Origin of the sequence: Chloracidobacterium validum (assembly GCF_018304825.1) — a bacterium.
In the GTDB taxonomy this organism is placed as follows: Bacteria; Acidobacteriota; Blastocatellia; order Chloracidobacteriales; family Chloracidobacteriaceae; genus Chloracidobacterium; species Chloracidobacterium validum.
Genome location: NZ_CP072648.1, coordinates 2583340 through 2595654 on the forward strand (window position 1 = coordinate 2583340; position 12315 = coordinate 2595654).

At 60.4% G+C, this 12315-nt stretch carries 8 protein-coding genes; 5 read left to right on the plus strand and 3 right to left on the minus strand.

The window, feature by feature from the left end; genetic code table 11:
* Positions 1-152 precede the first annotated feature (152 nt).
* The 4 genes from J8C06_RS10840 (at position 153) to J8C06_RS10855 (ending at position 7472) form a co-directional block, all read left to right on the plus strand.
* The gene (locus tag J8C06_RS10840) at positions 153-2834 is read left to right on the plus strand and encodes a valine--tRNA ligase (protein ID WP_211428704.1); all 2682 of its coding nucleotides are present in this window, start codon (positions 153-155) and stop codon (positions 2832-2834) included.
* A 132-nt stretch (positions 2835-2966) separates the two neighbouring features.
* A complete protein-coding gene (locus J8C06_RS10845) occupies positions 2967-4394 on the plus strand; it encodes an FAD-dependent oxidoreductase (RefSeq protein ID WP_211428705.1) in 1428 nt (475 codons plus the stop codon).
* A gap of 32 nt (positions 4395-4426) precedes the next feature.
* On the plus strand, positions 4427-5839 hold the full coding sequence (locus J8C06_RS10850) for an amidohydrolase (RefSeq protein WP_211428706.1): 1413 nt from the start codon (positions 4427-4429) through the stop codon (positions 5837-5839).
* A 28-nt stretch (positions 5840-5867) separates the two neighbouring features.
* Positions 5868-7472 carry an acyl-CoA carboxylase subunit beta gene (locus J8C06_RS10855; protein WP_211428707.1) on the plus strand — a complete coding sequence of 535 codons (1605 nt, stop codon included), beginning with the start codon at positions 5868-5870 and terminating at the stop codon, positions 7470-7472.
* A 29-nt stretch (positions 7473-7501) separates the two neighbouring features.
* Here J8C06_RS10855 and J8C06_RS10860 read toward each other — a convergent pair whose 3' ends face one another.
* Positions 7502-8338, minus strand: coding sequence for an alpha/beta fold hydrolase (locus J8C06_RS10860; protein WP_211428708.1), 837 nt, complete (start codon positions 8336-8338; stop codon positions 7502-7504).
* Positions 8339-8425: 87 nt separating this feature from the next.
* Between J8C06_RS10860 and thrB the strand changes: the two genes are divergently transcribed.
* Complete coding sequence (gene thrB / locus J8C06_RS10865; RefSeq protein WP_211428709.1) at positions 8426-9400, plus strand: homoserine kinase; 975 nt, start codon at positions 8426-8428, stop codon at positions 9398-9400.
* A gap of 46 nt (positions 9401-9446) precedes the next feature.
* Here thrB and J8C06_RS10870 read toward each other — a convergent pair whose 3' ends face one another.
* Both J8C06_RS10870 and J8C06_RS10875 read right to left on the minus strand, forming a co-directional pair.
* Positions 9447-10826, minus strand: a complete 1380-nt coding sequence (locus J8C06_RS10870; RefSeq protein ID WP_211428710.1) for a tetratricopeptide repeat protein — start codon at positions 10824-10826, stop codon at positions 9447-9449.
* A 94-nt stretch (positions 10827-10920) separates the two neighbouring features.
* Positions 10921-12171, minus strand: coding sequence for a protein kinase domain-containing protein (locus tag J8C06_RS10875; RefSeq protein WP_211428711.1), 1251 nt, complete (start codon positions 12169-12171; stop codon positions 10921-10923).
* Positions 12172-12315: the final 144 nt, after the last annotated feature.

Sequence of the window (12315 nt, forward strand, 5' to 3'; positions counted from 1 at the left end):
GGGCCTTCTCGACGCTTTCACAGCCTAGCCCAGCCGCTTTGCGTTTTGGAAGCCGTGAAATCAAAAGCGCTTCCTGTTACAACATAGCGTCGTGCGCCCGACGGAAATGCGGGCGACGACTTGCCATTTCACACCCGATTGCCTCTGACACTATGCCCTACGACTTGCCGAAAGCCTACGACCCAACCCAGATCGAACAAAAGTGGTACCCTTTTTGGGAACAGGGTGGCTATTTTCAGCCCCAGGGCGACGGAAAGCCCTTTTGCATCGTCATTCCGCCGCCGAATGTTACCGGTTCGCTCCACATGGGCCATGCCCTCCAGCATGCCCTGATGGATGTCCTGACGCGCTGGCGCCGGATGCAGGGCCGGCGCGCGCTGTGGCTTCCCGGCACCGACCACGCCGGCATTGCCACCCAGATGGTCGTCGAGAAAAAACTTGCCGCCGAGGGCATCAAACGCACTGACCTGACCCGTGACGACTTCGAGGCTCGCGTTTGGGACTGGAAGGCCGAGTCCGGCGGCACCATCCAACGCCAAATGCGCTTGGAAGGCGTAAGCGTGGACTGGTCACGCGAACGCTTTACGCTGGATGAAGGATTGAGCCGCGCCGTTCGGGAGGTCTTCGTTCGCCTGTATGAAGAGGGCCGCATCTACCGTGGATCCTACATGGTCAACTGGTCGCCCAAACTGCAAACTGCGGTATCTGACCTGGAAGTTGAAATGAAAGAGGTCAAGGGCAAGCTCTATCACCTTGCCTACCCCGTTGTGGGCCGGGACGAAACCCTGGTGGTCGCTACCACGCGCCCGGAGACCATGCTCGGCGACACTGCGGTGGCCGTTCACCCGACGGACGAACGCTACCGCCACCTCATCGGAGCGCGGGTTCGGCTGCCGCTGGTGGGGCGCGAAATCCCAATCGTCGCTGATGAATTTGTGGAAATCGGCTTTGGAACCGGCGCGGTCAAAGTCACCCCCGCCCACGATCCAAATGACTTCGAACTCGGCAAGCGCCATAACCTTGAACTCGTTGTCGTCATTGGCAAGGACGGCACAATGACCGAAGAAGCTGGGGCAGCGTTTGCCGGACTGGATCGGTTCAAAGCCCGCGAAAAGGTCGCGCAACAGCTCGAAGCCGCCGGCGCATTGGTCAAGATCGAGGATTACACCCACAATGTCGGGCACTGCCAACGCTCCGGGGTTCCGATTGAGCCGCTGGTGTCGGAGCAATGGTTCTTGGACGTCAAGCCCCTCGCCGAAGTCGCCATTCAAGCCGTCCGCGACGGCCGCACACGGTTTATTCCCAGCTCATGGGAAAAGGTGTACTTCGACTGGATGGAAAACATCCGCCCGTGGTGCATCTCGCGGCAGTTGTGGTGGGGACACCGCATTCCAGCCTGGTACGCCGACGACGGACGGTTTGCCGTTGCCCGCTCTGAAGCTGAAGCGCGTCAAAAACTGGAGCTTCCAGATGACGCGCCCATGACGCAGGATGCCGATGTCCTCGACACTTGGTTTTCCTCTGCACTGTGGGCATTTTCGACCTTTGGCTGGACAGGCGACCCAACCCGCGACGCCGCCAATCCCGACCTACAAACGTTCACGCCGACGGATGTGCTCGTCACCGGCTTTGACATCATCTTCTTCTGGGTAGCCCGGATGATGATGATGAGCCTGCACTTTACCGGTGATGTTCCCTTTCGCACGGTGTTCGTCACTGGCTTGGTGCGCGATGCCCAGGGGCAAAAAATGTCAAAGACCAAAGGGAATGTCGTTGACCCACTCGAAGTCTTCGAGAAGTACGGCACCGACGCCGTGCGGTTTTCGCTCGTCTCGGCCGTCACCGGCGCCAATGACATCAAGCTTCAGGAAAGCAAGATGGAAGCGGCACGCAACTTTGCCAACAAGATTTGGAACGCCACGCGCTTTACCCTCGGCAATCTCGACGACCACCTGGAACAACCCACTTGGCAAAGCACGCCAAGCCTGGCCGACCGATGGATCAAGTCGCGCTTGACGCGCGTTACCCAGGAAGTGACTGATGCGCTTGAAAGTTTTCGTTTTCATGACGCAACGCTGACGCTTTACAAGTTCTTCTGGAATGACTTCTGCGACTGGTACATCGAGTTGGTCAAGCCGGTGGTTTCCGCGCCGGAAGACACGCCGGAGCGGTCAGCCACCCGCGGCCGACTGGCGGCTATCCTGGAGCAGGCGTTACGCCTCTTGCATCCGTTCATGCCGTTCATCACCGAGGAACTTTGGCAGCAAGTGAGTCGGCAGGCGTGGCCAGACGGTCAACGCCCGACCAGCCTGTGCATCGCGCCCTACCCTGAAGCGGACATAGCGAACCTTGACCCGGCAGCCGAGCGCGAGATGGAAGCGGTTATCAACCTGATTAGTCGAGTGCGGAATATCCGCGCCGAAATGAACCTCCCGCCGAGCGCCCAAGTCGAGCTTCATGTGGCTGCCCCGGCGCCACTGCGCGCCATCTTCACCGCCCAGCAGGGCGCGATTACGCGGCTGGCACGGGCCGCGGCCGTCATCGGACATGAAACCCTGCCCGACCTTGGCTTTTGCGCTCGCAGTGTCACGCCCGAAGGCGTCAACCTTGCCCTACCACTCGCCGACCTCGTGGATGCCAACACCGAGCGCGCGCGTCTGGAACGGGAAATCACCAAGCGCGAAAAGGAACTCAACCAGCTTTTAGAAACGATTCACCGGCCGGGTTTTGCCGAGCGCGCCGCCCCGGAAGTCGTGGCCGAAAAGCAGGAACAGCGGGGGGCACTGGAAACCCAACTGGCGGCACTGCGCGACACCCTGGCGACGTTTGGCTGATGCTGGCGGACAGCGACGCCGGGCGCGTCGGCAAGCGTACGTTGCAGCTCGCGCCCAAGGTGATAGTCTCCGGCGTTCTCAATCACCCAGCCCCCATACGTACACTTCTCTCTGAAGAGGCTTTTCTGAGATATGACAGCAACAGCATTGGCAACCACTACGGGCGGACGCCCACGGGTTATCATCTGCGGCGGTGGGCTGGCCGGACTTGCGGCGGCCAAAACGCTCGTGGATAACGGTCTGGAAGTCGAGTTACTGGAACAGCGCCCCATCCTGGGCGGGAAGGTGTCCGCGTGGAAAGATGCCGATGGCGACTGGATTGAAACCGGACTCCATGTGTTCTTTGGCGCCTATGTCGAGATTTATGAACTGATGAAAGAACTCGGCATCTACAACCGGATTTTGTGGAAAGAGCACAAGCTCACCTACACGCTCGACCGGGGCGAGCGCTTCAGCTTCCGCACGACCAAGCTCCCCTCACCGCTGCACCTGCTGCCGGCGGTTTTTGAGAACCATTACTTCTCGTTGCCGGAGAAGCTCACGCTCGGCAAGTCGCTCTTCCCGATGGTTTTTGGTAACGATCAGTACATGGCCGAACAGGATCGTTACACGTACCAGGAGTGGCATCGGCGGTGGGGCATCAACGAACGCATGCTCAAGAAAATGTTTCTTCCGATGACACTTTCACTAAAGTTCATGCCGCCGGAAGAAATCTCGGCCAAGGTCGTGCTGGACGTTGCCGGCACGTTCCTGCGCGAACCGCATGCCTCGCGCATGGGTTTTCTGAAAGGCTCGCCGCAGGAGCACCTCACCCAACCGCTGGCCGATTACATCACGGCCAAGGGTGGCCGCATCCGTACCAACTGCAATGTCAAAACGCTCGTGCTCGATGAAAAGCGCCGGATTGCCGGGGTAGAACTCATCACGGGCGAGCGCATCGTCGGCGACTATTACCTGACGGCGCTGCCAATTCACAAACTCCAGCGCGTGATCCCGTCCGAACTCAAGGAAGACCCCTTCTTTGGCAATCTTGACCAGTTTGAGGGCGTGCCGGTCGTGACCGTGCAGATGTGGTTTGACCGTCAGATTTCGTTTATTGACAACATTCTGTTTTGTCCTGATGGGATCATTCCGGTGTACGCAGATTTCGGCAACACAACGCCGGATTACTTCCTCGATCAGAAGGCTGAAATGGCGCAGCGCCGTTCCCGAATGGAGTTTGTCGTCGCGCCGGCCCGCGACATCATCGGACAAAGCGATGAAGACATCATCGGGCGCGTCTGGGAAAACGTGAAATCCTGTTTCCCCAACACTGCGCCCAAAGCCAAGGTCACGAAAGCAACGGTGGTTCGCATTCCCCAGTCCGTGTTTGCCACCAAGCCGGGGATTGACCGCCTGCGCCCGACGCAGAAGACGCCGGTTCCCAACTTCTTTCTGGCGGGTGGCTACACGCAGCAGCGGTTCTACGACAGCATGGAAGGCGCGGTGTCGAGTGGGCGGCGGGCGGCGGCGGCCATCCTGGAAGCCCACCGGGCTAGCGGCGCGCTTGCCGGCCGGTGAGGGACGACCTCCCGTTTCTCAGGTCAGTTTTGATGACAACGTCTTTTCCACGTTTCACATTCGTGCTGGTCTGGCTCTTGGCGGCGGCGCTGACGCTGACTCGCGGCCAGACCCGACCGACCGAAGCGGTTGACTTGCTCGTGCGGGGCGGCACGGTCGTCACCATGGACGCCCAGCGGCGCGTCATCCCGAACGGCTTTGTCGCCGTTCGCGGCAGCCAGATTGTCGCCGTAGGCGACACGGCCGATGCCGGACGCTACCGCGCCAAAACGGTCATCGAGGCCGGCGGCAAGGCCGTCCTGCCAGGTCTCATCAACGCCCACACGCACGTTCCCATGACACTGTTTCGGGGACTGGCCGATGACCTGCTGCTTCAGGAGTGGCTGACGAAGTTTATTTTCCCGGCCGAGGCCAAGAACGTCTCACGGGATATGGTCCGCGCCGGGACGCGCCTGGCCTGCCTGGAGCTGATCCGGGGCGGCACGACCTGCTTCGTGGATATGTACTATTTCGAGGGCGACATTGCCGAGGTCACGGAAGCTGCCGGACTCCGGGCCATCCTGGGGCAGACGATCATTGACTTTCCGGTTCCCGACGCCCTGACGCCTCAAATGGGGATTGCGCAGGCTGAGCGCTTCATCCAGAAATACCGGTCTGGCCACCCGCTCATCACACCGGCCGTTGCGCCGCATGCGCCCTACACCTGTGCCCCGGAAACGCTGGCCGCGTGCCGTAAGCTTGCTGACCAATACGGCGTGCCACTGGTCATTCACCTTGCCGAAGCCGACACCGAAACCCAAACCATCCTGGAACGGTACGGGAAGCGTCCCGTGGCGCACGTCGAGCAGGTCGGCGTGTTTGGTCCGCGCACGATTGCCGCGCATGTCGTGCAAGTGCAGGCCAACGAGTACGCCATTCTGAAAAAGCACAACGTCGGGGTTGCTCACTGCCCGCAAAGCAACATGAAGCTGGCGGCAGGCGTCGCGCCCATTCCAGACCTGCTGGCGGCCGGGCTGGCCATCGGGCTTGGGACGGACGGCGCGGCGTCCAATAACGACCTCGATTTGTTTGAGGAAATGGATACGGCGGCCAAGCTCCACAAGGTGACACACCGCGATCCGACCCTCGTGCCGGCGCTCAAGGCGCTTGAAATGGCGACCATCGAAGGTGCGCGCGCCGTTCACCTGGCCGACCGGATCGGATCGCTGGAAGTCGGCAAGCTGGCGGATTTCATCGTGGTGGACATCTCCACGCCACGCCAGCTACCGAACTACAACCTCTACTCGACGCTGGTTTATGCGACCAAAAGCAGCGACGTGGAAACCGTTGTGGTGCATGGCAAGCTGCTGATGCGCGACCGGCGCATGCTCACCCTGGATGAAGCGTCCATCCGCCGTGAGACGGCGGCCTTCCGGGCGCGTATCCTTGAAAGCCTCAAGAAATAACACCTCCCACTGCCAGAAGGCATCCTCCATGCTGATTGAATCCAAAGTTCAGACCGACAGCGAAGATTTTCAGACCAACTACGCGGCGCTACTCGCGCAATGCGAACAACTGCGCGAGCGGCTCGAACTCGTCAAACAGGGCGGCGGCCCGGCCGCGCAGGAACGGTTCGTGTCCAAAGGCAAGCTGCTGCCCCGCGAACGCATCGAACAGTTGATTGATCCACGCAGTGACTTTCTGGAGCTGTCCCCGCTAGCCGCTTGGGACATGTATGACAACGAAGCCCCATGTGCTTCGTTCATTGCCGGCATTGGCCGGGTTCACGGTGTCGAGTGCCTGATTACGGCCAACGATGCGACGGTCAAGGGTGGGGCGTTTTATCCGATGACCGTCAAGAAAAGTCTGCGCGCCCAGCAGATTGCGCTTGAAAACCGCCTGCCCTGCATTTCGCTGGTGGAATCGGCCGGGGCCAATCTGTTTTATCAAGCGGAAATGTTTGTCGAAGGCGGACGTGGCTTCGGCAACCAAGCGCGGTTGTCAGCGCGGGGGATTCCACAGATTGCGCTGGTGTTTGGGAGTAGTACGGCCGGCGGGGCCTACGTGCCGGGGATGTCCGACTTCGCCGTGATGGTGCGGCAACAAGCGAAGGTTTTTTTAGGTGGCCCACCACTGGTTAAAGCCGCAACCGGTGAAGACATTGACGACGAAACCCTCGGCGGGGCCGATATGCATGGGCGGGTGTCGGGCGTCAGTGACTACACTGCCGAAGACGATGCAGATGCCATCCGCATCGGGCGTGAGATTGTGGCTAGCCTCAACTGGCGCAAGCCTCCCGTGCCGAACTATCGCGCACCAGAGCTGCCGGCTTACGACCCGGACGAGCTACTGGGTATCATTCCGGTCAACCCGCGTAAGACCTTCGATATGCGCGAAGTCATTGCCCGCATCGTTGACGGCTCGCGGTTTTTTGAGTTCAAGCGCGACTATGGGGCCACCCTGCTGACCGGACACGCCCACCTTGAAGGCTTCCCAGTCGGTATTATTGCCAACAACGGTGTCCTGTTTTCAGAATGTGCCCTCAAAGCGGCCCATTTCATCCAGCTTTGCAATCAAGCCCGCATCCCGATTATCTACCTGCACAACACGCCGGGCTTCATGATCGGCAAAAAGGTCGAGCATGAAGGCATTGTCAAGCACGGATCGAAGATGATCCAAGCCGTGTCGAATGCCAGTGTCCCGCAGTTTTCCGTCATCGTTGGTGGCTCATACGGTGCTGGCAACTACGCCATGTGCGGTCGGGCCTACGATCCGCGCCTGCTGTTTTCGTGGGTCAACAGCCGCATTGCCGTCATGGGTGGCGAACAGGCGGCCGGCGTCCTGGTCCAAGTCCGGCTGGCTGCCATGAAAGCCCGTGGACAGACGCCCAATCCCGAACAGATGGAAGCCCTGCGCCGGGAGGTGGTCGAGCAGTTTGACGCCCAGTCGTCGGCCTACTACGCCACAGCCCGTTTGTGGGATGATGGGATCATCGATCCACGCGACACGCGACGAGTTTTAGGCTTGGGGCTTTCCATGGCCTACAACGCCGATTTCTCTAGCGAGCCGGCGTCGCGCTATGGGGTCTTCCGCATGTAGCCAGCCCGGCACCCTTTCATGGGCTGGTCTCATGGACGGTAGGCCGGAAGCGACTCGGTACGGAAAAAGTTCACCAGCAATTCAACGCATTCTTCTGGGTATTCCAGGGTAGGCACGTGGCCGGCACCGCGGACCGTTGCGGTCTGTCCCCGCTGGATGCAGTCGAACATCGCGCGGTGCGTTGCCGCAGTCAGCACGTCATCCAATGCGCCACGCACCAGCAATATCGGGATGGGAACCTGACGCAGCGCTTCCCAAAAGCGGGCGCGCACGACGACGTCCCGCACGGATTGGGCAAGTCCATAGGCGGCCCGGGGATCGGTGGCCGCGAAATCCTCGTAGAGCTTGGTTCGATGCGGTTCGGGAACGCGCCGGTAGCGCCACAGCAATAACTGGCGCACGTAGGGCAGTGTGGCCGCCTCCTGGAGCAACACCCGGACCTGGGTCAACAGCAAGTCGGCCGTGACGGCTTGGTCTTGATCTGACGGCGGTGGCAGGCACTCCGTTCCGATGAGGGTTAGCGAAGAAAAGTTCTGCGGACGCTCGCGTGCCGCCAGGAGGCCAACGACGGCGCCAATGCCTTGTCCAATCAAGTGGGCGTCCCACGCACTAGCATAGCGCAGGACGGCATGCAGGTCGGCAACGGCATCCTCGACCTCAAAGCCCGTGCCGAGTGCCGTGGAGAGCGACCGTCCCGTGCCGCGTGCATCATAGAGAATACACCGATACGACTTGGACAAGCGCTTGACCAACGGCAACCACATCTGACAGGTTGCAGACCAACCATTGACGAAAATGATGGGCAACCCTCTTTCGCCCACGATCTGTACGTAAAGCCGAACGCTATCAGTATCGAGAAACGGCATAGGTGTTGTTCAATCCCTGCCAAAAAACGGTGACGCGCAGCCTAATTCGCCGGGTGAGCGCATTTTCAATACAGAGAGCCATAACGCATGGTGGAACGAAAATTTGAAATTTGCGTCCCAGCGTCAACCGCCAACCTCGGCCCTGGTTTCGATACCATGGGGCTGGCCGTCGGTATCTATCTCACCGTCCGCGGACAGATTCGGACCGACGGCGCCGACTGGCGGCTCTCCGTTGCGGGACAACACACCAGCAGTATCCCGCTCGACCCGGATGAAAACCTGATGTGCCGGGTGGCCCGCCAAACGGCAGCGCGCGCTTATGTCAATTTACCGCCACTCGACCTGCATATCATCAATGATATTCCACTGGGCAGTGGGCTGGGCAGCAGCGCCGCTGCCATCATTGCCGGAGTTTCGCTGGTCGAAGCCGTGACGGGCATGGAGTTTTCCCAAGGCGAGCTACTGCGGCACGCCATGGCGTTTGAGAACTACACCGACAACCTCGCGCCGGCGCGCTATGGTGGCTGGATTACGTCCTGCGGACGCGCCAACGGGACGCCGATTCTCTTTCACCGAACGTTTCCAGCCGACATTAGACTCGTCATCGTCACGCCGGATTTTCCACTTCCTACCGAGCAGATGCGGGCCATCCTGCCAGACGCCATCCCACGCGCCGAAGCCATTTTTCAGATGCAGCACGTGATGATGTTTGTGGGGGCGCTGGAGCACCGCCGCTATGACCTGTTGCGCGAAGCCATGCGCGACCACCTGCACCAGCCCTACCGCGCGCCGTTTGTGCCGGGCCTCGCGGAAATTCTTGAACTTGAATGTGACGGACTGTGGGCCACGGCACTCAGCGGGGCGGGACCATCCGCCTTGGCGCTTGCCTCCCACAACCTCGAAAACATTGCGGCGGCGATGCAGCGGTGCTTTGCCGCCCAGGGACGGCAATCGTTTGTCTATCAGCCGGCGATTGACACTACCGGGCGCACGATTCGCTACTTGCCCCCAGGCGAAGAACTGCGCCCCGAAGCGGCAATCATGAATACTGCCACGCCCTGAACCGACTCAAGGTTACCAGTGCGCTCAAGGTTGCCAGCGCGTTGCCCTATGGCAAACGCACAAGGGCCGACCGAACCTGATCGCGCCAGAAAGGGTCGGCATCCTTTTCACACAACTGAAGCACGGCTTCATAGCTCTGCCGGGCGTCGGTGTAGTTGCGCAGGGCAGCCTGTGTATTTGCCAAGTTCCACTGTAACCCGATTTCCAGGGCTCGGTCTGGCGACTGACGAAGGGCGGACAGCGCTTCCCGTTGCAGTTCCACGGCCTTTTTCAGATCGCCGGTTTCGCCATACACCACGCCCATCCAGGCGAGAAAGGCTATTTGCAGGCGCGTGGAACGGGCCGCACGCTGAATACCACGTCCGGCTTCGATTACCCGCTGGGCTTCGGTACGCCGCCCCAACCGCAACGCGGACTGCTCCAGCCAAACGGCATTCTCAATGGCGCCGCGGGCCCCATCTTCCAACGCCGTGAAGGCCTCAAAACCTTTTTCAAAGGCCTGGTAGGCCGCTTCGATGTCTCCAAGCCGGAAAAAGATTCGCCCGGCGGCCGTCGCCAGCAGGGCGTCTAGCTCACGGTCCACGAGCGTGCGCCCACTCAGATTGGTGCGTGCTGTCAGGTTCTGCACGAACTCCAGTCCGGCCGTGGCTGCCCGCTGGGCAACATCCGGCGCTTGACCGGCCAGCAGGTTCAGGTAGGCGATGCCAACTTCCGACAACAGGACCGCCCGCTGATTGCCCGCGTTTTGCCCGAAGTCGCGCGCCCGGGCAAAAGCTTCCCGGGCCTTGTCTGGTTGCCCAAGGTCAAGAAAAACCGCGCCGAGCATGTAGAGCGCGGAGGCTTCACGACCGGCGTATTCAACATCGTCGAAAATGCGTGTCGCCCAGGCAAAGCGCGTGAGCGCAACCCGCGAGTCATCGGGGTTGGCCAGCAGAAAGTAGCCGATACCTTCCTTGAAGAAGCGTTCGGCTTCGATGGCGCGTGACGCGGTGTTGAGTGTGACGACTGAGGGGGGAACCGCCGGCAGCCCAGTCAAAAGCTGTCCGAGTTTGCCCGGGCCGGTTGCGACCGGTGTCATCCGTCGCGCAATGACCAGCCGCCCCAGCTCCGACCAAGTTGCCTCAAGCTGATGACGGGCCAGGACGGTATTGAGTATGGCATCCCAGGGTTCGTCCTGCACGACGACCGTATCGGCCACCCGTTGCCACTGGTTAGCGTCTGGAAAGTCAAACCGAATGCCAGCCTTGACCAGAATTCCCTGGATCACATCGGGGAGCGCGCAGCTCTGACAATCAAATGTGATCCGCGCGCCAACGTAACCTGGGTCGCCATAACGCAACTTTGGCTTCGTCCCGGACGTGACCTGAGCCAGTGAGAGCGTCGTCAAACAACAGAACCAGACGATGATCAGACGTGTGTAAGACATCAAGTAGAACGCATCCTTGTTTACTTCGCGGCGACCGGCTCGGCCACCGGCCAGAAGCGTAACCATAACCAACCGCGCCGAGAAGGAAATACAATCACGAAAAGAAATACAAGAGTAAACCCAACAGGGCGACTACCGCGACCACGACCGCCGCGACGACCCAGCGCAACCAGGACTGGTCATCGGATGCAGGTTGTCCGTAGGAAGCCAGCCCCTGCCCCACCCAAGCGTCAGCAGGCGGTGGCGCCCCGCCAGCGGGCGGGCGGACTGGTTCCACAGCCGGCTTCGGTCTATCCGGCACAGGACTGTCAGTGGCGGCGCGGGACGGAAGCGCGGGGGCTGTGGGCGGCGGGATGCCAGCCGGACGAGTGCCATTCGGGGACGACGTGGAAGCATCCAGGATTTTCTCAACTAGTGGTGACACTGGGTCAAAGGAAGGGCTGAAAAGCCGCGCCACCCGCTCTAGTTCCTCACCAAACTCACGAGCGCTGCTTGGTCGGTCGTGTTTCGACTTGGCCAAGGCAGCCATCACGAGCCGGTCGAGTGCTTCTGGGATGTCTGGGTTGAAGCTGCGCACACTCGGCGGGGGTTCGTTCGCATGAAGCAGGGCAACGGCCACGGGCGTCACGGCGGTGAACGGCACTTTTCCCGTCAAGGTTTCAAACAGCACGATACCCAGCGAGTAAATATCCGAACGCGCGTCCAGTTCCTGTCCGGTGCATTGCTCTGGCGATAAATAATGTGGCGAGCCAATGATCATCCCCTGGCGCGTGAGCGGAGGACCGCCCTTTGACGTGTCCGCGACAATCTTGGCAATGCCGAAATCAATGACTTTGACGAGGTACGCGCCATCCGGCTGGGGCGCTACGAAGATATTTTCAGGCTTGATGTCGCGGTGAATGACCCCGCTCCGATGGGCCGCTTCTAGGGCGCCGCACACTTGGCGGGCAATGGCAATGGCCGTTGTATAGGGAAGCTTCTTCTCGCGTTCAAGAACCTTCCGCAGTGATTCGCCCTCGAACAACTCCATGACGATGTAGTTGATTTGATCCTCGGTCACGCCAAAGTCACTGACGGCAATGGCATTCGAGTGGCGAATCCGCGCCATCGCCTGCGCCTCCCGCTGGAAGCGGGCAACCGAGGTAGCATCGGAGACCAGCGACGGATGGAGCACCTTGATGGCCAGGACCGCGTCCATCAACGTGTGACGCGCGCGATAGACCGCGCCCATGCCACCTTCTCCAATTTTGGCTTCAATGTAGTACTTTCCATCGAGGGTGCGCCCAACAAAGGCGTCGCTTTCAACAGCCTCTAACGCGCCGCCGTCGAATGGGCAAAATCGCATGTGGTCATGGAATTCCTTGCCACAGATGACGCAGCGCTTCATACCTGTATTCGCTGGAGAAAGTGGAAGAAGGAAGCCAAGCGGAAAGCGGACGCGACAAGCGCCGCAAAACCAAGTTACCCATAAATAGACAGAACGTGTCAG

Bases quoted from the DNA above. Each gene is read 5' to 3' on its own strand.
- J8C06_RS10845 (WP_211428705.1), top strand. From the start codon at position 2,967: ATGACAGCAACAGCATTGGCAACCACTACGGGCGGACGCCCACGGGTT.
- J8C06_RS10855 (WP_211428707.1), top strand. From the start codon at position 5,868: ATGCTGATTGAATCCAAAGTTCAGACCGACAGCGAAGATTTTCAGACC.
- J8C06_RS10850 (WP_211428706.1), top strand. From the start codon at position 4,427: ATGACAACGTCTTTTCCACGTTTCACATTCGTGCTGGTCTGGCTCTTG.
- J8C06_RS10870 (WP_211428710.1), bottom strand. From the start codon at position 10,826: ATGTCTTACACACGTCTGATCATCGTCTGGTTCTGTTGTTTGACGACG.
- J8C06_RS10860 (WP_211428708.1), bottom strand. From the start codon at position 8,338: ATGCCGTTTCTCGATACTGATAGCGTTCGGCTTTACGTACAGATCGTG.
- J8C06_RS10840 (WP_211428704.1), top strand. From the start codon at position 153: ATGCCCTACGACTTGCCGAAAGCCTACGACCCAACCCAGATCGAACAA.
- J8C06_RS10875 (WP_211428711.1), bottom strand. From the start codon at position 12,171: ATGCGATTTTGCCCATTCGACGGCGGCGCGTTAGAGGCTGTTGAAAGC.
- thrB (WP_211428709.1), top strand. From the start codon at position 8,426: ATGGTGGAACGAAAATTTGAAATTTGCGTCCCAGCGTCAACCGCCAAC.